Origin of the sequence: Bifidobacterium cuniculi (assembly GCF_000741575.1) — a bacterium.
Lineage (GTDB): Bacteria > Actinomycetota > Actinomycetes > Actinomycetales > Bifidobacteriaceae > Bifidobacterium > Bifidobacterium cuniculi.
The window spans coordinates 16,364-38,919 of record NZ_JGYV01000006.1 but is presented as its reverse complement, the minus strand read 5'-3'; the positions used below and the strand labels follow the sequence as shown (position 1 = coordinate 38,919).

Here is a 22,556-nt window from a genome sequence, read left to right as displayed (position 1 = left end):
TATGTTCGGCAACAAGCGCGTGGACATGGCATTGAACCGTGACATCGAGCGGTTGATCAAGACAGGCAAGGACGGCGTGTTGCCGATCGTGGAGGCCGGCGAGCCGGTCCTGCGTGAACAGTGCGTGCAGTACGACGGCCAGTTGAGCAAGCACACGCTGCACAAGCTCATCGAGGCGATGCGCAAGACGATGCTCGCCGCCCCCGGCGTCGGGCTCGCCGGTCCGCAGATCGGCATTAACCTGGCGATCGCCGTGGTCGAGGACCACGACGACGGCGACGACGACCCCCGCGAGTTCGCGGAGTTCCCCTTCCACGCCATCATCAACCCCGTGTACGAGCCGATCGGCACCGAGACGCGTTCCTTCTACGAGGGCTGCCTGAGCGTGGAAGGCTACCAGGCCGTGCGTCGCCGCTGGCTCGACATCAAGGCCGCCTGGCACGACGAGGAAGGCAAGCGCCACGAGGAACACCTGCACGGTTGGCCCGCCCGCATCTTCCAGCACGAGACGGACCACCTGAGCGGCGAACTCTACATCGACCAGGCCGAGATCCGCTCCCTGACCACCGTGGAGAACCTGGAGGACTTCTGGTGCGAGGACCCCACCCCCACCGAGGCCGCGCAGATGCTGGGGTTCAACCTTGGCTGACCGTTGAGAAATTGTTCATTTTTTTGAACAAAATCTCACGGATGATGATTATCAGATGCCGGACAGGTCGGGGAGGGCCTCGGGGAAGGTGGTCAGGTAGCGCACGGCTTCCTCGTGCATTCCCTGGGAGATCAGGAGACGCTCGTAGACGGGGTTGCGCATCATGCGGTCCTTGCCGTCCTGGTAGGCTTCTACGATTTGCGCGACCTGGTTCTTCCAGTCGCGGCCGCTCAGGCGGCGCAGGTTGGACAGGGCGCGCAGGTCGGTGCCGTCGCTGGCTTCCACGATTCTCCTGCGGTACATCTCACGCAGGGCGTCACGACGGTCGAGGCCCTGCAGGGCCAGTTCGCGCAGCGACTCCCATTCGTAGGGCACCAGCTCCTCGGGGAACATGATCGTGAAACGGTTGGGGGTGTCGGCCAGCACCTTGTCGGTGAAGGCGAGCAGGTCCTCGAAACGGCCCGCCTGGAGCAGCCGCGCGGCGTAGGTGTCGGCCAGGGGAGCCTGGTCGGCGTGACGCAGCAGCAGTTCGTCGGCGGCATCGTCGTCGCCTCCCATGCGCAGCAGGTCGTGGCGCAGCAGTTCCACCGCCTGCGTGAACTGGTGGTGCGCCTGCAGCTGCAGTTCGCGTTCGTCGCCGGGGAAGGACAGCGCATCCTCGTAGTCGTCGAAGTCGGAACTGTCCGACAGGTCGTCGAACTGGTCGGCGTAGATGCCGAACAGTTCGTGGAAGCGTTCGTCCATTTCCACGGCGTCGCCGTACCCGGCGACCATCCCGTCCATCACGCGCGTCGCATGGTTGAGCGCGTCGTACGCCAGTACGCGGGTGTCGTCCCAGCGGACGAAGGACAGCGTGCAGGCCAGCAGCTCGACCATCGGCATCGGGTTGAAACGGAAATCCTCTAGGCAGGCCGTCTCGGTCACTATCCGCAGCGCCAGCGCACTGGTCGCCGGGTCGGCGTTGCGTGCCACGGAATCCATGTAGATGCGCACGTTCTGGATGAGTTCCTTGAGGTAGTCGAGCGCCTCCTGGTCGCGGTCCATGCACGAGCTGATGAACTGCGCGGTCAGTCGCACCGCCGTCGTCAGGTTGCGCACCCCGTCCAGCCAGCGGTTGGACGCCATCGCGTTCGCCACCACCGCGTCCACGCCCGCCAGGGCCTGCGTATCCAGGCGGAAGGTCGGCATCAGGTTGCGCGGGATGTCCACATGGTCCGCCTCGCGCACCGCGCCTGGCACGCTCGCCGCCAATGACTCGAAATACCACTGCATGGGCGTGCCGATCACCGTCTTCGCCTGCTCGGCCGGCGCCACCGGCAGGTCGGCGCGCGTCTCGTCGTCATGGGCGGAGCATTCGCCGATCGAATCGTCCCACAGGAAGGTCGGCCCGCCGAACTCGCCGGACAGGTCCCACTCGTCGTTCAGGAACGCGAGCATCGCGGACAGTTCACGGTACTGCCGCATTGCGCGCGGACGTGCGGTGTTCGTCATGGGGATCCCCCTTGGTTTGCGGTTGGCTGGTGCCGGCGGTCACGGGCCGGCAGTCGGTCCGTGACCACAAGCTAACAGGTTTGTGTGTGCACGGCGGGCAAGTGTTCCACCATCAGGTCATGGCCGGTCCACTCGATGGACCGGCCATGGGGTGCAACGGTCAGTCGGCGTCGGCAGTGCCGTCGACGGCGTCGTCCTCGGTGGGGTAATGCAGGCCCCACTCCCGGCGGATGCGGTCCATGAGCGCCATCATGCGCAGCGTGTCCGCGTGCGTCATCTCCGGGCAGTCGCGGCGGCCCGCACGGATCGCGCGCACCGCGGCCTTCACTTCGTACTCGTAGCCCGTCAGCTGCGCGGGCACGTCCACGTGCCGCTTGAGCTCATGGTCGGTGCCGTAGATGTCGATGCCCTCGATGTCGTTGATGTTGCGGCAGACGAGGTAGCCTTCGGTGCCGTCCACGCGCCCGTCGCGGTCGGAGGCGTTCATCATGGAGGAGTAGGCGGTGGCCATCGTGTCGTTCGCGTACACCAGGGTCGTGGAATTCTGCGCGTCCACGCCGGTGGGGAAGGTGACCATCGTCGTGTCCAGGCGGCGCAGTTCGCGCTCGCCGAGCACCATGTCGATGAAGTTGAGCGGGTAGACGCCCACGTCGAGCAGGGCGCCGCCGCCCAGCCGCGGGTCCTTGAGGCGCGCCTTGTGGGTCATGGGGTAGCACAGGTTGGCGTGGACGGCCGTTACGTCGCCGATCTCGCCGGCGGAGAGTGCCTCGTCCACCAGGAGGCGGGAGGGCATGAAGCGCGTCCAGATCGCCTCGCCGCAGAAGCGTCCGGTGTCCTCGGAGACGTCGATCATGGCGCGCGCCTGCTCCACGTTGAGCGCGAAGGCCTTCTCCACGAGCACATGCTTGCCGGCGCGCATGCAGGCGATTGCCTGCTTGGCGTGCAGGCTGTGCGGGGTGGCGATGTACACCAGGTCGACCTCGGGGTCGGCCAGCATCGCCTCGTAGGAGCCGTAGGCCTTGGGCAGGCCGTGTTCCTTGGCGAAGGCGTCTGCGCGGGCCTGGTCGCGGGAGGCGACCGCGTAAGGATCCACCAGGGTGCGGTAGCGGTCGTCGGCGGCCATCATCGTCAGGGTACGCGCCATCGAGACGGCGATCCTGCCCGCGCCCAAGATCGCCACTTTCAGCGGGGGAAGGGTTGGAGTGGGGTTCGGTGCGCTTGGTGCGGTCTGCGCTGTCGCGCCCTGTGTGTCGTCGGCCGTGGCCGCATGGACGGCTGTGCTTGCCCGGTCATTCATCGTCATGTCTTGTTCTCCTATTCATGTGCTGGATGCGGCGTCTCGTGGCTGGGGTTGCTTCCTGTGTTTCTCGGCTCTTGCATTCCTTGCATGTGCGTCGTGTACCGTGCCGCGAGGCATGCGGATGACTGCCCTTCCTCGCAACGCCTAGGTTCTACGCTACGCCAAAACGACCGTCTCGGCAGTCCTTTTTCTGTGGCGAAACCAGACTGACATAAGGTCTTGCAGCCAAGGCGCTCGAGGATCCACGGCGTCTTGGGGTGGGTGAAATGAAAGGGGATTGGTGGGAGGTCGGAGCGGTTGAGGAAGTTGAGCAGCCAGAGTGGTCGGCCGGATTGGAGTGTGCAGGACAAAAACGACTCTCCGAAGCCAATCTGACCCGACAAGGGCGCCTGGCAGGCAGTCTGGAAGGCATGGAAGGCCGCAAAAGCGCTCTCAGCGCGCTACAAGCATGGAGCACAGGCAATGGATATGGGCATCTGACGTTGGGAGATATCAAGAATGGGCCTACCGCTCACTATGGCTCCATCGAAATGCTTGATATTCCGCCATTCTTGCAAATCCTATACTGGCCAGTAGGCCCATTCTTGATATCTCCCAACGTCAGGTGCCCCTGGCACCATGCATCAGCGCGTAAGTGAAACGCTTCATGAGTCCGTCAATACCCACTCCCCGGAGACCCCTGGACGATCCCGAATATGCCGCATCACAAGAAACCACATGGAAAAACGTGGTTCAACGGCATGTGGTCGGCGTACAGTGGTGGGCAGTATGCCGCGACGTGACGCGGTTGCAATGCGATGCGCATGCAGATGTGCATACCGCATACGCCCCTACAGCGCCAGCGTCCCAAGGCGGCCAAGACAAGGAGCATGAGCATATATGAGCATGGACAACACCGCCAACCTCACAGAGCCTGTTGCCAAGGGCGACAACAGCACGGTCGATTCCAATCCCGCGTCGGCCTCCGTCGGCGCCCCAATGCCGCGCCTCTCCCGACGTGCCGCCCAGATCCACCCCTTCCGTGCCATGAAGATCGCCGAACAGGCCGACGTGATGATCGCCGCCGGCGACGACGTCATCAAGCTCAACCTCGGCCAGCCCGACTACGACGCCCCCGAGCCGGTCGTCGCCGCCATGCGCGCCCTTTACGACGGACGCCCCCTACCTTACACCGAGGCCAAGGGCCTGCCCGAACTGCGACGGAAGATCGCGCAGTTCTACCGCACCCAACACGACGTCGAGGTCGACCCCTCCCGCATCGTCATCACCGCCGGTGGCTCCTCCGCACTCCTGCTCGCCGTCGCACTCACCGTCGACGACGGCGACGAAGTGCTCATCGCCGACCCCTCATACCCCACCAATCGCGAGCTCGTGCGCTCCTTCGGCGGCGTGGTCGTTGACGTGCCCACCAGCGCCGACACCCGCTTCCACCTGACGCCGGCACTGCTCGACGAGTACTGGTCGAAGCGCACGAAAGCCGTGATGGTGACCTCGCCGTCCAATCCCACCGGCACCGTCATCGACCCCGGCATGCTGCGCGACGTCTGCCGCACGGCCGCCGACCGCGGCGCCTGGCGGATCGTGGACGAAACCTACCTCGACCTGGCCGACCGCGCCGAGGACGGCGGCCGCGTGCCCAGCGTGCTGTCCATCGACCCCGACGCCATCGTCTGCTCGAGCTTCTCCAAGTACTTCGGCATGACCGGCTGGCGCCTCGGCTGGATGGTCGTGCCCGAACGCGCCGTGGACGCGGTGGACAACCTCTCAGCGAACTTCTTCCTCTCCGCGCACACGCCCACGCAGATGGCGGCCGTCGCCTGCTTCGACGACGAGGCGCTCGCGATCAGCGAACGGCGCCGCCTGGAGCTGCTGGAGCGACGCGACCTCATGCTGCACGGCCTGGAGGAGCTGGGCCTGCCGGTGGACGTGGCGCCCAACGGCGCCTTCTACGCGTACGTGGACGTAAGCTCCTTGGGCATGAGCGCCACCGAGTTCTGCGAACGCGTGCTGCACGAGACGCATGTGGCGCTGACGCCGGGCGCGGACTTCGGCGAGGCGACCGCGGACACGCACGTGCGCCTGTCGTATGCCGCCAGCCGCGAGGACATCGAGCAGGGCCTGAGCCTGCTGCGGCGCTTCGTGACCCATGTGCGCAAGTACCGGACGGCCGCGGACGCATAGGGCACGTCGCAGGACGGAAAGGACGCAGTCATGAACATCAAGCTGAAGGCGACCCGGCTGGGCGTGCTGGACATCGGCTCGAACACGGTACACATGCTCATCGTGGACGCGGTGCTGGGCGCGCGTCCCGAGCCAGAGGCCAGCTGCAAGACGACGGTGCGGCTCATGGACTACACCAAGGACGACGGCAGCATCAGGAAGTCGGGCGTCGAGGCGCTGCTGGCGGCGGTCGACGAGGCGATGCGCCTGGCGGAGCAGTACAAGATCTCGCAGCTGCTGGCGCTGGCGACCTCGGCAATCCATGAGGCACCGAACGGCAACAGGATCATCCACCGGATCGAGGAGGCGATCGGGCAGCGCGTGACGGTGCTGTCCGGCGACGACGAGGCGCGCCTGACTTTCCTGGCGGCGCGTCGCTGGTACGGCTGGGATGCGGGGCGCCTGCTGGTGATCGACATCGGCGGCGGCTCCTTGGAGGTGGCGCTGGGCGATGATGAGGAGCCGGCGATCGCGGCCAGTTCGCGGGCCGGTGCGGGCGTCGTGACGCGCGACTTCCTGCCTGGCGGCATGGGCAGTGCGAAGGACGTGGCGGCGGCGCGCAAGAAGGTGCGCAAGATGATCGCGCCCGTGGTGGATGCGGTACCGCGTGAGGATTTCTCCTCGCATGCGGTGGGCACGTCGAAGGCGATTCGTTCCCTGGCGCGCCTGGCGGGTTCGGTACTGCACCAGTCGGGCCGCGAGGACGCGCTGGTGGTGCAGCATTCCCAGTTGGAGGATTGGCTGCCGCGCCTGGCGGCGATCGAACCCGCCCAGCGTGCCGCCTTGCCAGGTATCACGCAGGACCGTGCGAAGACGATCGTGGGTGCGGGCATCGTGGCCGTGGAGGTCATGGATGCCTTGGGCATCGAGGAGATCGAGGTGTGCCCGTGGGCCTTGCGCGAGGGGGCGATCCTGCGCTGGCTCGACCAATATGGCCGCACGAGGTTCGGGTTCTGAGTTTCTGCGGGGCCTGTTTGGCCATGCCCTGAGAAACCTCTCGTTTTTCCGTGACTTTTCTCGGGGAGGGGCGCCCCTCCCCGAGAAAAGTCACGGAAAAACGAGAGGTTTCTCAGGCGCTCTGCAGCGCTTCCAGCTCCTGCTTCGCCTTGTGCAGCTTCGCATAGGCCTGGTTGCGGACCTGGGGGTTCTTGGCGCGTTGGTGGTCGGCGGTGAGCTTGGCGATGTCCGCCTCGAGCTGCGTGATGCGTTGGGCGCGGGCGATGCGTTCGTCCAGGTTCTCGGCGTCCGGGGTGCCGAGGATCACCTGTGAGCACAGGGAGTCGAAGAGGGCGTCCATGGTGGTGCCGGCGATGGTCAGGTGGGCGTCGGCGGCAGGCTGCCAGTCGGTGACGTAGACGTGGTAGGTGGGGGTGTGACCGGCGCGGCCGGGCAGGGCGCGTCGCACGGCGAAGGCCACCTGGTCGCCGAGGTCGGGATGGGTTCGCGTGCAGGCGAACAGCATGCCCGACTTGCGCTGTGCGGCGATCAGCCCCACCACGTCCTGCGGTGCTTCGTGGGTGCCGTCCGCCAGTTCCAGGCCCATGACCAGCACCTCGGGGATGCGGGTGCCGGCCTCGAGTCCCGTGTTCGCGGGGCGCAGCAGGGCGAGCATCACGATGCGCGCTACGTCATGGGCCAGATGCTGCTTGGTCTTTGCCGATGCCGGCGCCTTCGCCACGAACACGCCCTTGGGCAGGGCGCCCTTTGCCTCCGGGACCGCGCAGGATGCGGGAAGTCCCAATGTCAGTGCGGTCACCGTGCCGCAAGTCGCCATCGTCATCGTCGGCCAGCCTTTCCATATGCGGTTTCGATTTTCCAGCGTAGTCGAAGCGGTCCTGCCGCTCCGCGAATCTCTCGTTTTTCGGTTTCACTGCGTTGGAACAGGCACTGGGAGCGAGGATGTTGCCTGGAATCCAAGGTGGAGGGGGCCTGCAAGGGTGAGATTGGCTTCGGAGAGTCGTTTTTGGGCGATACCCCCCAAGCATGGGTGTTGGAAAATGGCCATTTTCCAACACCCATGCTGGGGGGTATCGCCCAAAAACGACTCTCCGAAGCCAATCACCGTAAAAACGAGAAATCCCCGGGGAGATGCAGTGCCCCAGACGCGATTCGAACGCGCGACACCCGCTTTAGGAGAGCGGTGCTCTATCCACTGAGCTACCAGGGCGCACAAGCTGACATTATACACCACGATGCGGCCGAGGCACCACACATTCGTGAAACGTTGCATGAAACAGGCGTGAATCAGCCCAAGGAATGATGCACGTGGGCGGTGCGACCGACTAGTGTCATATCTGTCACATGGATGGTTCACGCATTCGTGGGCCCGACCGGGCTGCGACGCGCAGGCATCACCGGCCACGAGGCGGCCGAGCGTTCGCAGGCCCGACATCGGTGCCTTTGATCGTTCCCGAGTCGATCGGGGATGGTCGCATATTCGTGGGGCCGACACTGCCGGCCTGGAGTCCATCCGCCACCGAAAAGGAGGCCGCTTTTGGCTTTGCAACGCCGCCATCGTATCCTCGAGGCGCTCGCCGCGCTCTTCGCCCTCGTCGCCGTGCTCGGGTGCGCCGCCCGCCTGCTGCCGATGTCCCTGCAGACCCTGCCGTGGGTGCCCGTCATCGTGGCCGCCACCCCGTGGTTCACGGTAGTGGCATTGCTCGCCGCCATCCTCTCCCTGATCACCCACCGCTGGTTCACCCTCCTCGTGGCGGCCGGCTGCATCGCCCTCGAGGTGTCCTGGCAGATGCCCTACTTCGTCAACGGCCCCTCCCTGGGCACCGACACCTTGCAGGCGATGTCCCGGCCGCGCGCCGACACCACGGACAACGTGGCACGCGTCATGACGGCGAACGTCTACAAGGGGCAGGCCGACGCCGGCCAGATCGTGGACCTCGTGCGCGACCAGCATGTCGAGGTGCTCGCGCTGCAGGAAACCACCGACGACTTCGTCGCCAAGCTGGAGGAGGCCGGCCTGTCCATGCTGCTGCCGTATTCGGTGGTCGCCTCCTCGGACGGCGTGTACGGCAACGGCCTGTGGTCGGCCACGCCGCTGGACAGCCCGCAGGACGCCGAATTCAACTCCAGTGCGTCCTTCATGCCCGCCGGCACCGTCGCCTTCGACCAGGGGCGGCTCTTCGAGCGCTTCGTCAGCGTGCACACCACCTCGCCGAACCCGGCCACCTGGAAGCAGTGGAGCACGTCGGTGGACGAACTGCGCACGCTCACCGGCAAGGGCGGTTACGTGCTCATGGGCGACTTCAACGCCACCACCGACCATGCCGTCTTCCGGCACATGCTCGGCGCCGACTACCAGGACGCCACCGTCGCCAGCGGCCACGGCATGGTGTTCACCTGGCCGATGGACCGCAAGATGGTGCCCGCAGGCGTCTGCCTCGACCACATCGTCGTCGGCAAGGACGTGACGGTGGGGCAGGTGGAGGCGAAGACGATCGCCGGTTCCGACCACCGTGCCCTGCTGGCCACCCTGCAGTTCCCGAAGGTGGGGGAGTAGCTGGCTGTCGCCCCTTCTGGGAACATCTCGTTTTTCCGTGACTTTTCCAGAAGGGGCGACATGGGTGCTTACTGCAGGTTCGCCTGGGTGCCGGCGGTGTCGGCGGTGGCGGCCTGCTCCTGCTGGGCGGCGTCGAGGCGGGCGCGCACGCTGGCGAGCACCGACTGGGCGCGCTGGGCGAGGGCCTCGCCGATCTCCCACTGGCGCATCGACTGGTCGAGGCTCAGACCGCCGTTTTCCAGCGCGCGCACGGCCTGGATGAGCTTGTCGCGCGCCTCCTCGTACGGCATCTGCGCGATGGCGTCGCGCTCCTCCTGCGTCAGGCTCGACGCCGCCTGCGGCGTCTCGACGGTTTCCTGCTCCTCGATGATGGTCTCCTCGGCCATGGTGTTTCCTTCCCGTTGGTGCCCGGTTGGCGGGCCGTTGCTGATGGGTCGTTCTCGGTTTGGTGCCGGTCGGCCGCTGGTTGGCGGCTACTCGGCAGGGGATGCCGTCTACTGCGTGACGGATTGTGCCTGCGCCACGACGCCGCCGGCGCGCAGGGTGATCGTCAGTTCGTCGCCGACCGCGATGTCGGAGGCGTCGTCGATTACGTGGCCGTCGACGCCCTGCACGACGGCGTAGCCGCGGTCGAGCGTGGACTGCGGCGAGAGGGCGGTGAGCGTGGCCTTGAGCTTTTCCACGCGCAGCTGCTCCTCGTCGATGACGCGGGTCAGGCCGATGCGCATGGTCTGCGTGGCGTCCGTGATCTCGCGCTCGTAGCGTTCCAGCATGGTCTGCGGCTGGGTGAGACTCGGACGGTTGGCGTAGCCTTCGATGAGCCGCATCTCGTTGTCCACCATGGCGCCGATGCGCATGCGCATGGCGCCGATGGCGTTCGCGATGAGCTGCTGCTGTTCGTGTACGTCCGGCACGACGCGCTTGGCGGCGTCGGTGGGGGTGGAGGCGCGCACGTCGGCCGCCAGGTCGATGAGCGTCCAGTCGTCCTCGTGGCCGATCGCGGAGATGATCGGCGTGACGCAGGCGGCGGTGGCACGCACCACGCCCTCGTCGGAGAAGCCGATGAGGTCCTCGAAGGCGCCGCCGCCGCGGGCCACGATGATCACGTCCACCTCCGGGTCGGCGTCCAGCGCCTGGATGGCCGCGATGACCTCCGGCGGGCACTGCGGGCCCTGTACGTGCGTGTACTGCAGCTTGAAGCGCACGGTGGGCCAACGCAGCCGCACGTTCGTGATGACGTCGCCCTCGGCGCGTGCGCCCGGTCCGCACACCAGGCCGATGGTGCGCGGGAACTCCGGCAGCGGCACCTTGTTCGACTCGTCGAACAGGCCCTCGCCCTTGAGCTTCATGCGCAGCTGGTCGATCTGCTCCTTGAGGTCGCCGGTGCCGATGCGCCGGATGTCGTCGCCGCGGAAGCTTAGGCGCGTCGCCTTCACCCACAGGTCGGCGCGGCCGTGCACGACCACGCGGTCGCCCTGCTTGAAGGCGCGCGCCATCTGTGCGAAGGCGCCGAAGCCGCTCACCGAGATGGAGACGTCCTGCGTGCTGTCGCGCAGCGTGATGTAGACGGAGGTGGCGCGACGGGCGTTGATCTCGGTGATCTGCCCCTCGATCCAGGTCGCGGGCCAACGCTCCACGGCATCGTGGAAGTGCTGGCTGAGCACATGCACGGGCCACGGATTCTCCGGGGTGGTGTCGCGCGCATATTGCGGCAACGGCCGGGCGGCGTCCGGGACCGCCGCCTGCATGTCCGCGCGGGGTGCTGCACCCGCGACATATCCATTGTTCCAAGCCATACCAACAGGTTCCACCAGTCATCCGACATCTTCAAGCCAGGAACGCGGCGTGTTGTACTCCTTGCGCTGAAAACCCCAAGGACGGGGCCGTTTCGCCGGGCCGTCACGCCGCCGGCGGACGTCGCTGCCCATCCATGCCTCCCGGCACAATGGACCGGGCTTTGCGAGCGGCGAACAGACGACGGACGTGTCCTGAATCACACCCGGTGACGCTCCCGGAGGTTTCGCTGGAATCACAAGGAAAATCGGCTTTGCGACACGCCCGAAACACGACATCTTGTGGTTTTTTCGGCGCGTCGCACTACATCTAGGGCTAGAGTCGTATCAGTCATCAACGCGCTCCCCTCACCGTGCAGGGTCGAGCGCGGCCCAAAACGGGCAGGCGGAGACGCCGGCCCCCGAGAGCAAAGGAATGCGAATGGAAGCTCATGTTCTGGACGGGATCCAGGTCAGGCCGAGGACCGCAGCCAAGGTGCTGGTGGAGAAGCGGGACGGTCGCATCGTCGACTTCGACCCGATCAACATCGTGGTGGCCGTCAAGAGCGCCTTCGCCGACCTCGACAAGGAAGTCGGCCCGGAGGAGGAGCGCCTGATCCGCGACCTCGCCGACCAGGTCGAGGGGGAGATCAAGGAACGCTACAACGGCCCCGCCAAGATCGAGGACATCCAGAACCTCGTGGAGCACGCCCTGATCGAGGACCACCTGTACGAGGTGGCGCGCACCTACACCACCTACCGCCTGGACAAGGACATCCAGCGCGCCAAGGTCACCGACATCAACGAAGCCGTCAAGCGCCTGGTGAACAAGGACGAGTCGCTGGTGCGCGAGAACGCGAACAAGGACTCCAACGTCTACGCCACGCAGCGCGACCTGCTGGCCGGAGCCGTCTCCAAGGCCTCCGCCTTCGCCATGCTGCCGGAAGCCGTCGCCAACGCCCACATGAAGGGCGACATCCACTTCCACGACGCCGACTACTCGCCCTTCACCTCGATGAACAACTGCTCGCTGCCCGACTTCGGCGACATGCTGCGCCACGGCTTCGCGCTGGGCAACGCCATGATGGACTCCCCGAAGTCCATCGGCACGGCCGCCACGCAGATCACGCAGATCATCAAGGATATCGCCGGCGCCCAGTACGGCGGCCAGACCGTCAACCGCGCCGACGAGATGCTCGCCGAATACGCCAAGCGCGACTACGCCAAGAACATGGACATGGCGCACGCCATGATTCCGGACTCCACCCCCGTCGAGGTCGCCGAGGACATGGTCGCCGGACTCAAGGCGCAGGAGCCGCGCTGGCTGCACTTCGAGAACCGCGAGCCGCTGCCGATGGACGAGCCCTTCGACACCGAGCTGCCGCCGCTCGACCAGCTGCGCGAGGTCTACGCGAAGATCATGACCCGCAAGGCCATCTACGACGCCATGCAGACCATGGAGTACCAGATCAACTCCAACCGCGTCTCCAACGGCCAGACGCCCTTCGTGACCGTCGGCTTCGGCCTGGGCACTGACTGGTTCGCCCGCGAGATCCAGCGCGCCATCCTGCTCAACCGCATCCGCGGCCTGGGCAAGGATCGCCACACCGCCATCTTCCCCAAGCTCGTGTTCACCATCAAGCACGGCGTCAACGCCGACCAGGGCGACCCGAACTATGACCTCAAGGAGCTGGCGCTGGAGTGCTCCACCAAGCGCATGTATCCGGACGTCGTGTTCTACGAGAACATCGTGAAGATCACCGGCTCCTTCAAGGCCCCGATGGGCTGCCGTTCCTTCCTGCAGGGCTGGATCGACCCCGAGACCGGCGAGGACGTCGAGGACGGCCGCATGAACCTGGGCGTCGTCACCGTGAACATCCCGCGCATCGCGCTGGAGTCCCACGGCGACCGTGACCGCTTCTGGCGCCTCTTCGACGAGCGCATGGAGACCGCCCACCAGGCCCTCCAGTTCCGCATCATGCGCTGCAAGCAGGCCACCCCGGTCAACGCCCCCACCCTGTTCCGCTACGGCGCCTTCGGCCGCCTCGGAGCCAACGACAACGTGGACCAGCTGTTCCGCAACGAGCGCGCCACCATCTCCCTGGGTTACATCGGCCTGTATGAGGCGACCGCCGTGTTCTACGGCAAGAACTGGATGCGCGACCACGGCTGGGACCCCCAGGGCAAGGAGTTCGCGCTCGAGATCGTGCGCCGCATGAACGACCTGTGCCACGAGTGGGCCGCTGCGGAAGGCTACCACTACTCCGTGTACTCCACGCCGGCCGAGTCCCTGACCGACCGCTTCAACCGCATGGACCGCGCGAAGTTCGGCGAGGTCGAGGGCGTGACCGACCACGACTTCTACACCAACTCCTTCCACTATCCCGTCTGGCTGCAGCCGACCCCGATGGAGAAGCTCAACTACGAGAAGGACTTCCCGCAGTACGCCGCCGGCGGCTTCATCCACTACTGCGAGTTCCCGTGCCTGCAGGCCAACCCGAAGGCGCTGGAAGCCGTGTGGGATTACGCCTACAACATCGGCATCGGCTACCTGGGCACCAACACCCCGATCGATCATTGCTTCGAGTGCGGCTTCGAAGGCGACTTCGAGCCCACCGAAGAGGGCTTCAAGTGCCCCGAGTGCGGCAACTCCGACCCGGACAAGTGCAACGTGACCAAGCGCACCTGCGGCTACCTGGGCAACCCGGTGCAGCGTCCGATGGTGCACGGTCGCCACGAGGAGATCTCCCACCGCGTCAAGCACATGGCCGGTGAGACCGGCCGCGTGACCCTGGCCGACGGCGAGACCCGCGAGTGGTTCGAGGAGACCAAGTAGCAGCCGCCGTACGAAGCACCGTGAGAAATTGTTCATTTTTCTGAACAAAATCTCACGGCCCCAATCCCGCATTCCCCACACCCCCTGAAGGAGCATTCCAACCCATGGTCCAGGCCGCACCGCGCCACGACTTCGTCAAGACCAAGGAATACCGCGGACCCAGCGTGCCCAGCCCCCTGACCAACAACCCCCGCGCCGGCCAGTGGACCAACCGCATGAGCCATAACATGATCGCCGACTACAAGCGCTTCCTCATGACCGACGGCGAAGGCATCCGCTGCTCCCTGTACGTGTCCGGCTGCCCCTTCCACTGCGAGGAATGCTACAACTCCTCGATCTGGGACTTCCAGGCGGGCCACGAATACAACGACAAGCTCGAGGCGCAGATCATGGACGACCTGTCGCAGAGCTTCGTGCAGGGCATCACCTTCCTCGGTGGCGAACCCCTGCTCAACACCGGCGTGCTCCTGCCCCTGACGCGCAGGATCCGCGAACGCTTCGGCCACACCAAGGACATCTGGTGCTGGACCGGCTACACCTGGGAAGAGCTCATGCGCGACGGCGAGACCCAGGACAAGCTTGACCTGCTCGGGCAGGTAGACATCCTCGTCGACGGCCGCTACATCAAGACCCTGCATGACTCACTGTTGCAGTTCCGCGGCTCGAGCAACCAGCGCATCATCGACGTGCCTGCCAGTCTGGAACAGGGCAAGGTGGTGATCTGGTCCAAACTGCACGACCAGGAACGCTTCATCCCCGAGATCTACGGCCACGAGCGCGCCGCCGGCGAGGGTGACGCCAGCTGAGCACGTCAGTGGCGGCACGACACCCTCGACATTCCCGCGGAAGTCGGTTATCCTAGGCGCAAGACGCCATATGGATATGGCAAAATTGCGGCATCATGAATTACGGCGCCGCGGCCAGTGGTTTCGACAGTATGTCATCGAGGACAGCCTGGACGTGAAGTGGTGTACGGCACCTCGCCAAGCCATATCCATATGGCATACCGAGCGAATTGCATTCCTACCTTTACCCGTATGCCGAAGAAAACACCGGACGACCACGAATGGACCCTCTTCGCGAAAGAGCTGGGTCTCCGTCTGCAACGCCTGCGCACCAGCAGGCACATGTCGCAGATGCGCGTGGCCGAGGCTGCCGGCATGTCCAGGTACACTTACCAGAAATTCGAAAAAGGGGAGTCCAAGCCCGGCACCCCTGCCAATCCCACCTTGCACAACATCATGGCCCTTGCGGAGGTCTTCGAAGTGAGCCTGGACGAGCTTGCCCCGATGCCGTGGCCCAACCTGCGCCATCCCGTGGAGTGACGTCTGCGCTCGCGGTTCAGAGCCGTGGCGGAGTCCGGAGGCATGGCTGCCACCGTCACTCGTGACGCAGCCGCCTTCGCCTCGTGCCCGATGCCTCACTGCACGCCGCGCGAATTCGTCGGACGGTACTGTCCGGCTCCCGGAAAGTACCGTCAGCCCAGCACTGCATCGGCCACACGCAAAGGGCATCGACCTGATCGTGTCCAGTCAGGCGACACTGGATGCGGCACCGGTCACGCCCAAAGAGCCCTCTGACCCTACTTTGCCTTCGCCGCCTGCGCGTCGATCCACGCATTGGCCGCCGACATCGCCTCGTCCAGCGTGACCTTCGCCGCCTTGTACAGCTTCGTGTCGGTCACGCCGCTGCGCTCCACCAGCTGCTGGCCCGCGTCGAGCGTCGACTGCAGCCCGTTGGCCAGCGTCGTCGCCACGCCGGAGTCCGCATACTCCGACCGCAGCCGCTCCACCAGCGTTTTGCCCCGCGCAATCGAGTCGTTCAGTGTGTCCTTGGCGCTGCCGGACGCGTCGCCGTCCGCAGGGTCCGACGTGCCGCCCAACAGCTCGCTGGCCTGCTGCTTGGCCTGTTTCTTCATCTGCGCGACCGAGTCGTTGAGCGAGTCGGTCGCACTGTCCAGCACGTTCGCCACCAGGTTGAGCTGCGTGATCGTCGCGTTGGTGGCACACCCCTGCTCGGAGACGGTGCCCTCGGCGGCGTCCATCGCCTTGGCCACGGCGTCCAGCGCGTCGTCGACGCCCAGCGCTCCCTGGATGAACTGCCGGATCCCGCTGGTGTTCTCCGTCGTGTCGATGAGCGACTTGCGCGCCCCGCTGAAGCTGGTGACCGCACCGCGGCATCGCTCCAGCGCCTTCGTGTGCTGGTTCGCGTAGATGACGCCGCCGACGATCGCCAGCACCACCAGTACCGCCACGACGATTGGCCAGCGCCGCCGTTTCCTGGCCGGCGGTGCAGGCGGCACATAACTCGGCACGGTCTCCTCGGCGATGACGATCCGCTCGGTCGGCAGTGTCTGCTCCTGCTTGGTCATGTGTGGCCCCCAGTCGTCGGCATGTCTGTTGCCATCCTAGCCTGCCCGCCGGCCGCCGCTCGGACACATTTTCTCCGGGCATGCAAAATGTGTCGGTCCCTGGCCTGCACAATCGGGAAAAGTGCGGCCCAGGGACCGACACAAATTCACGGCGCAGAAAAATGTGTCAACTGCCACCACGGCCCGGCACTGAAGAGACAGGGGACACCGCCCGCCCACCGTCGGCGAACACCTGCGTGACATGAGGCAGACCCTGCACTAAAATCTGAGAGTTCAAGAGTCTCATGGGAACAGAGGTAACAATGGTTCAGACGACGCCGCAGCGGCAGACGACCCCGGGGCTGCGCATCGGCCTCGACATCGGCTCGACCACCGTCAAGGCCGTCGTGCTCGACGCCACCGATCGGCTGGCCGACGCCGTCTATGCCGACTACCGCCGCCATCACGCCAACGTGCGCGCCACCATGGAGGAACTCCTGCGCGACATCAGGCAGCGCCTGTCCGAACTCGGCCGCGCCGACGAGCCGCTCACGCTGGCCGTCACCGGCTCCGGCGGCCTGGGCATCGCCGACAGCCTCGGCGTGCCCTTCGTGCAGGAGGTCATCGCGGAGACCGACGCCATCGACGCCGCCTACCCGCAGGCCGACGTCATCATCGAGCTCGGCGGCGAGGACGCGAAGATCACCTACTTGAAGCCCACGCCCGAACAGCGCATGAATGGCTCGTGCGCCGGCGGCACCGGCGCCTTCATCGACCAGATGTCCACGCTGCTGGACACCGACGCCGCCGGCCTCAACGACATGGCCAAGCAGTACCGGACGCTCTATCCGATCGCCTCGCGCTGCGGCGTCTTCGCCAAGACCGACCTGCAGCCGCTCATCAACGACGGCGCCGCCAAACCCGACCTCGCCGCCTCCATCTTCACCGCCGTTGCCACGCAGACCATCGCCGGACTTGCCGCCGGACGGCCCATCCATGGCACCGTCGTCTTCCTCGGCGGCCCGCTCTTCTTCATGAGCGAACTGCGCGAAGCCTTCCGCCGCGCCCTCGACGGGAAGGTCGACGAGTTCGTCACGCCCACCGACGCGCACCTGTACGTGGCGTACGGCGCCGCGCTCGCGCTGAACGAACCCGACCGGCTCGACGACCCCTCACGTGCGCGCACCCACACCGCGACCGAGATCATCGACGCGCTCGAACGGCTGAGCACGCAGCCGTCGGCCGCGGACACCATGCCTCCGCTGTTCGCCACCGACGCCGACCGCGCCGCCTTCGACGCGCGCCACCACCGCGAACACGTGCACGTCGGCACCCTGGAAGGCGCCACCGGCCCTCACTTCCTCGGCATCGACGCCGGCTCGACCACCATCAAGGCGACCCTCGTCAACGACGACCGCGACATCGTCTGGTCCTCCTACGCCACCAACGACGGCAGCCCGCTGACCGCCGCCGTGGACATCGTGCGCACCATCCAGCGTGAGCTGCCGAAGGATGCGTGGATCGCGCGCTCCTGCGCCACCGGCTACGGCGAAGGACTCATCACCACCGGCCTGCACCTCGACGAAGGCGTCGTGGAGACCATGGCCCACTACCGCGGCGCGGAGATGACCAGCCCCGGCGTGACCGCCGTCATCGACATCGGCGGCCAGGACATGAAATACCTGGCGATCAACGACGGCGTCATCGACTCCATCGCCGTCAACGAGGCGTGCTCCTCCGGCTGCGGCTCCTTCCTGCAGACCTTCGCGCAGTCCATGGGGCTGACGATCGAGGAGTTCACGCAGGCGGCGCTCGCCTCCACCGCGCCCGTCGACCTGGGCTCGCGCTGCACCGTGTTCATGAACTCGTCGGTCAAGCAGGCGCAGAAGGAAGGCGCCTCCATCGAGGACATCGCCGCCGGCCTGTGCTACTCCGTCGTGCGCAATGCCTTGTACAAGGTCATCAAGCTGCGCGACTCCGGCGAACTGGGCGACACCGTCGTCGTGCAGGGCGGCACCTTCCTCAACGACGCCGTGCTGCGCGCCTTCGAACTGCTCACCGAACGCGAGGTGACACGGCCGAACATCGCCGGCCTCATGGGCGCCTACGGTGCGGCGCTGACCGCGCGCATGCACTACGACGACGTCGCCGACGACACCGACGGCGACGCGCGCTCCGGCGAGGCGCCGACCGCGCAGGTCGCCGGCGGCGAGCATACCGTCTCCACCATCCTGTCCGGCCAGGCACTCGACGAACTGGATATGACCACCGAGCGCGACGTGTGCAAGCTGTGCCAGAACCACTGCAAGCTGACGATCACCACGTTCCACGACGGTTCGCGCTATGTGACCGGCAATCGCTGCGAGCGCGGCGGCGACGCCAAGCGCAAGCGCAGCGACCGGCCGAACCTGTACGACTACAAGTACAAGCGCGCCTTCGCGTACCGCCGCCTGACCGACAGGAAGGCGACGCGCGGCGAGATCGGCATCCCGCGCGTGCTCAACATGTACGAGAACTACCCCTTCTGGTTCACGCTGCTCACGTCGCTGGGCTTCAAGGTCGTCATCTCCGGGCGCTCCAACCACGAACTCTTCGAGACGGGCATCGAGTCGATCGCCTCGGAGAACATCTGCTACCCGGCCAAGCTCGTGCACGGGCACATCAAGTGGCTGCTGGGCAAGGGCATCCGGACGGTCTTCTACCCGTGCATCACCTACGAGGAGAACCTCGTCGAGGGCACCGACAACCACTACAACTGCCCGGTCGTGGCCAACTACCCGCTGGTGGTGGGCGCGAACATGGCGGAACTGCGCGAGGAGGGCGTGCGCTTCATGCACCCCTACTTCAACCTCGCCGACCATGCGCTCATGGTCGACCGCATCGTCGACGAGTTCGCCTGGGCGGGCGTGAGCCGCCTGGAGGCGGAGACCGCCGTGGCTGCCGCCTACGCCGAGGACAAGGTCTTCAAGCACGACGTGCAGATGGAGGGCCTGCGTGCCCTGGCCTACATGAAGGAGCACGGTTGCCGCGGCATCGTGCTCGCCGGCCGCCCCTACCACGTGGACCCGGAGGTCAACCACGGCATCCCCGAGACCATCTGCTCGCTGGGCATGGTGGTGCTCTCCGAGGACTCCATCAGCTGGATGGACCCCACCGCCAAGCCGGACCTCACCGCCTTCCTCGCGGCGGGGGAGCAGGACCCGCGCGCCAGGAACGCCGACGGGTTCCGTCACGTGGAGGACCGCAAGGTCACCATGCCGCTGCGCGTGACCAACCAGTGGGCCTACCATGCGCGCCTCTACCAGGCCGCCGACGTGGTCGCCCACTACCCGGGCCTCGAACTCGTGCAGCTCAACTCCTTCGGCTGCGGCCTCGACGCCATCACCACCGACCAGGTCGCCGAGATCCTCGCCGACAAGGCCGACGTGTACACCATGCTCAAGATCGACGAGGTCACCAACCTGGGCGCCGCGAAGATCCGCCTGCGCTCCCTCAAGGCCGCCATCGAGGAACGCGAACGCAACCGCGGCGGCTTCCGCCGCACGGGCAGTGAGGCGCCCACGCCGGGCCGCCAGGTCATGCTCGACGCCGTCATGCCGGACAACCCGCACGCCAGGAAGCATCGCGAACAGACGGCCACGCTCAGCCACTACGCCAAGCGTGCGCCCTTCGCCAAGGGCATGAAGAAGACGCACACCATCGTCGCCCCGCAGATGAGCCCCATCCACTTCCGGCTCGTCGAAGCCGCGGTGCGCGCCTCCGGCTACAAGTTCGACGTGCTCGAGACCGCCGACAAGCAGGACGTGGAAACCGGCCTCAAGTACGTGAACAACGACGCCTGCTACCCGGCCATCATGACCGTCGGCCAGCTCGTCGAGGCCATCAAGTCGGGCCGCTACGACCCGGACACCACGGCGCTCGCCATCTCGCAGACCGGCGGCATGTGCCGTGCCACGAACTACTTCGGCCTGATCCGCAAGGCGCTGGTGGACGCCGGCTACCCGCAGGTGCCGGTGCTGGCCATTTCCACGCAGGGACTGGTGGACAACCCCGGCTTCACGCCCACGCTGCCGCTGCTGCACCGCGCGGCCAAGGCGCTCATCCTGGGCGACCTGCTCATGAAGTGCCTCTACCGGGTGCGCCCCTACGAGGCGCATCCGGGCAGCGCGGACCGGCTGTACGAACGGTGGAACGCCATCGTGCGCGAGACCCTGGAGCACCACGGCAACTCACGTACGGCGCAGATGCTCTTCGGGAGGCTGCACTGGACCTATCCGGCGCTGTGTCGCAAGATCGTGCAGACCTTCGACCGGCTGCCGGTGACGACCGAGGAGCGCAAGGTGCGCGTCGGCGTGGTTGGCGAGATCCTGGTCAAGTACCATCCGGACGCCAACAACCACGTGGTGGACGTGATCGAGTCGCAGGACTGCGAGGCGGTGGTGCCGGGCATCCTGGACTTCATGACCCAGCGTCCCTATATCAACGACTGGAACCAGCGGCACCTGGGCACCGGCGGCCCGTCGGCCATGTATGACGCGTACCGCAAGCTCGTGGACATGTACATGAAGCCGATCCGCTCCGCCTTCGACGCCTCGCGCCGCTTCGAGAACGATGCGCCGATGAGCGAGATCGCCCGCAAGGCCGCCTCCGTGACCTCCCTGGGCGTGCAGGCCGGCGAAGGCTGGCTGCTGACCGGCGAAATCGTGGAGCTCATCGAGTCCGGCTGCCCGAACGTGATCTGCGCGCAGCCCTTCGCATGCCTGCCCAACCATGTGACCGGCCGCGGCATGTTCGGCAAGATCCGGCGCATGTATCCGCAGGCGAACATCGTGTCCATCGACTACGACCCCGGCTCGAGCGAGGCGAACCAGCTCAACCGCATCAAGCTGATGATCGCCGCCGCGAAGAAGGCCGCGGCCGAAGCCTCCCGTTAGCGGGCCGCCTTTCCCGAGAAATTGTTCATTTTTCTGAACAAAATCTAGGCCGCGGGCCGCCTGTGCTGCTCGCCCTAGATTTTGTTCAGAAAAATGAACAATTTCTTGTGTATGTGCAAGTTTTGCACACGTTATCGGTTTTTCCGTGAACGCGCCCGTCGTGTCACCAGCTGACCGCGCTACCATGGGCGGTTATGACGACACCACGAATCTCGTACGCGCACCTGTTGGTGCGGCCGAATCCCAAGCACGTGCGCAGCCTGGTGCGCTTCTTCGAGGAGGGATGCTCGAAGCGCGGCACCGGTGGCTTCGGCGTGGAAATCGAACACCTGCCCGTCCACAATGCGGATGACACGGCGGTGACCTACTTCGAGCCGGCCGGCGTGGAGGAGCTGCTGCGCCGCCTGCGCCCCTACTACGATCCCGCCAAGGAGTACTGGCAGGACGACCACCTGGTGGGACTGGGCCGCGAGGGCATCGGCATCTCGCTCGAGCCGGGCGGGCAGGTGGAGGCCTCCATCGGCATCCTGCGCAAGCCGGAGGACCTGCTCGGCATCTACCGGCGCTTCCGCGGCGAGGCGGACCCCATCATGGAAGACCTCGGCTTCCGCCTGATTGAATACGGCTACCAGCCGAAGACCTCCTTCGAGGACATCCCCGTCAACCCGAAGCTGCGCTATGCCGCGATGACCGAATACCTGGGCCGCATCGGCCAGTTCGGCCCCTGCATGATGCGCGCCTCCGCCTCCACGCAGGTGAGCATCGACTACGTGGACGAAACCGACGCGATCGCCAAGATGCGTCTGGGCACCGCCATCGGCCCCATCCTCGCCTGGTTCTTCCGCAACACCCCGTACTTCGAGGGCGTGGAGAACCCGTGGCCCCTGTGCCGCCAGCGCATGTGGGACTACCTGGACGTGCAGCGCACCAACGTGACGCCCGGCCTGTACGACGAGCGCTTCGGCTGGGAGGACTACGCGGCGGACGTGCTGGGCACACCGCTCATGTTCGCCGACCTGACGCACACGCCCGAGGCCGTCGGACGGCCCTCCCGCGAACTCGAATTCGCCGCCTTCTACCAAACCGCGGGTGACGTCTACCCGGACCGCGAGCTCAACGAGTACGAGGTCAACCATGTGCTGAGCACGCATTTCAACGACGTGCGCCTCAAGAACTTCATCGAGATGCGCCACTGGGACTCCCTGCCCGTCGAACGTGCCGAACGCCTCACCCAGATTGTGGCCGACCTATTCTACGACCCCGCGAAGCGCACCGCGCTCGAGAGCTACTTCAGCGGCCTGAAGGGCGAGGACGTGCACGCCGCGAAGGCCGTGCTGCAGGCCGACGGCGCCGACGCCCGCCCCTACGGCAAGCCGCTGGACCACTGGCGGGAGCTGCTCGCCCTGGACGACGTGCGCGCCGACGTCCCCGGCGACCCGCTCCACCCGGCCGTCTTCCAGCGCTGATCCGTCCTCGGCATCCCGCTGCCG

General features: G+C 66.1%; 15 protein-coding genes and 1 tRNA gene. 9 read left to right on the top strand and 7 right to left on the bottom strand.

All coding sequences use genetic code 11. From position 1 onward, the window contains the following. The first annotated feature begins 1 nt into the window (after position 1). The gene (locus tag BCUN_RS04910) at positions 2-649 is read left to right on the top strand and encodes a peptide deformylase (RefSeq protein ID WP_033517759.1); all 648 of its coding nucleotides are present in this window, start codon (positions 2-4) and stop codon (positions 647-649) included. Positions 650-700: 51 nt separating this feature from the next. On the opposite strand, the gene BCUN_RS04905 is transcribed toward BCUN_RS04910, so the two are convergent. Together BCUN_RS04905 and BCUN_RS04900 are read right to left on the bottom strand one after the other, a co-directional pair. Then, complete coding sequence (locus BCUN_RS04905; RefSeq protein WP_033517301.1) at positions 701-2,140, bottom strand: hypothetical protein; 1,440 nt, start codon at positions 2,138-2,140, stop codon at positions 701-703. 160 nt (positions 2,141-2,300) lie between these two features. Beyond that, complete coding sequence (locus tag BCUN_RS04900) at positions 2,301-3,443, bottom strand: Gfo/Idh/MocA family protein (RefSeq protein WP_274518378.1); 1,143 nt, start codon at positions 3,441-3,443, stop codon at positions 2,301-2,303. A 975-nt stretch (positions 3,444-4,418) separates the two neighbouring features. Here BCUN_RS04900 and BCUN_RS04895 point away from each other — a divergent pair. Then, entirely contained in the window at positions 4,419-5,621 is a 1,203-nt protein-coding gene (locus tag BCUN_RS04895) for a pyridoxal phosphate-dependent aminotransferase (protein WP_033517316.1), read from the top strand. Positions 5,622-5,651: 30 nt separating this feature from the next. Next, complete coding sequence (locus tag BCUN_RS04890) at positions 5,652-6,617, top strand: Ppx/GppA phosphatase family protein (RefSeq protein WP_033517303.1); 966 nt, start codon at positions 5,652-5,654, stop codon at positions 6,615-6,617. 112 nt (positions 6,618-6,729) lie between these two features. Here the strand turns inward: BCUN_RS04890 and BCUN_RS04885 are convergent, their stop codons facing one another. Both BCUN_RS04885 and BCUN_RS04880 read right to left on the bottom strand, forming a co-directional pair. After that, positions 6,730-7,440 (bottom strand): DUF4391 domain-containing protein, encoded by a 711-nt coding sequence (locus tag BCUN_RS04885; RefSeq protein WP_033517305.1) that lies wholly within the window; start codon positions 7,438-7,440, stop codon positions 6,730-6,732. A gap of 314 nt (positions 7,441-7,754) precedes the next feature. Beyond that, positions 7,755-7,827, bottom strand: a tRNA-Arg gene (locus BCUN_RS04880). Positions 7,828-8,154: 327 nt separating this feature from the next. On the opposite strand from BCUN_RS04880, the gene BCUN_RS04875 reads away from it, so the two are divergent. Further along, positions 8,155-9,174: an endonuclease/exonuclease/phosphatase family protein gene (locus tag BCUN_RS04875; RefSeq protein ID WP_033517307.1), complete on the top strand. Its 1,020-nt coding sequence runs from the start codon at positions 8,155-8,157 to the stop codon at positions 9,172-9,174. 68 nt (positions 9,175-9,242) lie between these two features. On the opposite strand, the gene BCUN_RS04870 is transcribed toward BCUN_RS04875, so the two are convergent. Then, positions 9,243-9,560: an exodeoxyribonuclease VII small subunit gene (locus BCUN_RS04870; RefSeq protein WP_033517309.1), complete on the bottom strand. Its 318-nt coding sequence runs from the start codon at positions 9,558-9,560 to the stop codon at positions 9,243-9,245. 108 nt (positions 9,561-9,668) lie between these two features. Beyond that, positions 9,669-10,970, bottom strand: a complete 1,302-nt coding sequence (gene xseA, locus BCUN_RS04865) for an exodeoxyribonuclease VII large subunit (RefSeq protein WP_033517311.1) — start codon at positions 10,968-10,970, stop codon at positions 9,669-9,671. A gap of 418 nt (positions 10,971-11,388) precedes the next feature. Between xseA and nrdD the strand changes: the two genes are divergently transcribed. From nrdD to BCUN_RS04850, 3 genes are all read left to right on the top strand, one after another. Continuing rightward, complete coding sequence (nrdD, locus tag BCUN_RS04860; protein ID WP_033517313.1) at positions 11,389-13,782, top strand: anaerobic ribonucleoside-triphosphate reductase; 2,394 nt, start codon at positions 11,389-11,391, stop codon at positions 13,780-13,782. Positions 13,783-13,886: 104 nt separating this feature from the next. Beyond that, positions 13,887-14,588 (top strand): anaerobic ribonucleoside-triphosphate reductase activating protein, encoded by a 702-nt coding sequence (gene nrdG / locus BCUN_RS04855; protein ID WP_081895545.1) that lies wholly within the window; start codon positions 13,887-13,889, stop codon positions 14,586-14,588. 231 nt (positions 14,589-14,819) lie between these two features. Further along, positions 14,820-15,107, top strand: coding sequence for a helix-turn-helix domain-containing protein (locus BCUN_RS04850; protein WP_033516359.1), 288 nt, complete (start codon positions 14,820-14,822; stop codon positions 15,105-15,107). A gap of 257 nt (positions 15,108-15,364) precedes the next feature. Here BCUN_RS04850 and BCUN_RS04845 read toward each other — a convergent pair whose 3' ends face one another. Continuing rightward, a complete protein-coding gene (locus tag BCUN_RS04845) occupies positions 15,365-16,153 on the bottom strand; it encodes a hypothetical protein (protein WP_051920800.1) in 789 nt (262 codons plus the stop codon). Between the two features lie 302 nt (positions 16,154-16,455). Between BCUN_RS04845 and BCUN_RS04840 the strand changes: the two genes are divergently transcribed. Together BCUN_RS04840 and BCUN_RS04835 are read left to right on the top strand one after the other, a co-directional pair. Further along, entirely contained in the window at positions 16,456-21,066 is a 4,611-nt protein-coding gene (locus BCUN_RS04840; protein ID WP_033516360.1) for an acyl-CoA dehydratase activase-related protein, read from the top strand. A 194-nt stretch (positions 21,067-21,260) separates the two neighbouring features. Continuing rightward, the gene (locus BCUN_RS04835; RefSeq protein WP_033516361.1) at positions 21,261-22,532 is read left to right on the top strand and encodes a glutamate-cysteine ligase family protein; all 1,272 of its coding nucleotides are present in this window, start codon (positions 21,261-21,263) and stop codon (positions 22,530-22,532) included. Positions 22,533-22,556: the final 24 nt, after the last annotated feature.

What these genes read in the sequence shown, in the direction of transcription:
- BCUN_RS04870 (WP_033517309.1), bottom strand. Translation starts at nt 9,560, where the DNA reads ATGGCCGAGGAGACCATCATCGAGGAGCAGGAAACCGTCGAGACGCCG.
- BCUN_RS04840 (WP_033516360.1), top strand. Translation starts at nt 16,456, where the DNA reads ATGGTTCAGACGACGCCGCAGCGGCAGACGACCCCGGGGCTGCGCATC.
- nrdD (WP_033517313.1), top strand. Translation starts at nt 11,389, where the DNA reads ATGGAAGCTCATGTTCTGGACGGGATCCAGGTCAGGCCGAGGACCGCA.
- BCUN_RS04835 (WP_033516361.1), top strand. Translation starts at nt 21,261, where the DNA reads ATGACGACACCACGAATCTCGTACGCGCACCTGTTGGTGCGGCCGAAT.
- BCUN_RS04885 (WP_033517305.1), bottom strand. Translation starts at nt 7,440, where the DNA reads ATGACGATGGCGACTTGCGGCACGGTGACCGCACTGACATTGGGACTT.
- BCUN_RS04910 (WP_033517759.1), top strand. Translation starts at nt 2, where the DNA reads ATGTTCGGCAACAAGCGCGTGGACATGGCATTGAACCGTGACATCGAG.
- BCUN_RS04890 (WP_033517303.1), top strand. Translation starts at nt 5,652, where the DNA reads ATGAACATCAAGCTGAAGGCGACCCGGCTGGGCGTGCTGGACATCGGC.
- BCUN_RS04850 (WP_033516359.1), top strand. Translation starts at nt 14,820, where the DNA reads ATGCCGAAGAAAACACCGGACGACCACGAATGGACCCTCTTCGCGAAA.
- BCUN_RS04900 (WP_274518378.1), bottom strand. Translation starts at nt 3,443, where the DNA reads ATGACGATGAATGACCGGGCAAGCACAGCCGTCCATGCGGCCACGGCC.
- BCUN_RS04905 (WP_033517301.1), bottom strand. Translation starts at nt 2,140, where the DNA reads ATGACGAACACCGCACGTCCGCGCGCAATGCGGCAGTACCGTGAACTG.
- nrdG (WP_081895545.1), top strand. Translation starts at nt 13,887, where the DNA reads ATGGTCCAGGCCGCACCGCGCCACGACTTCGTCAAGACCAAGGAATAC.
- BCUN_RS04895 (WP_033517316.1), top strand. Translation starts at nt 4,419, where the DNA reads ATGCCGCGCCTCTCCCGACGTGCCGCCCAGATCCACCCCTTCCGTGCC.
- xseA (WP_033517311.1), bottom strand. Translation starts at nt 10,970, where the DNA reads ATGGCTTGGAACAATGGATATGTCGCGGGTGCAGCACCCCGCGCGGAC.
- BCUN_RS04845 (WP_051920800.1), bottom strand. Translation starts at nt 16,153, where the DNA reads ATGACCAAGCAGGAGCAGACACTGCCGACCGAGCGGATCGTCATCGCC.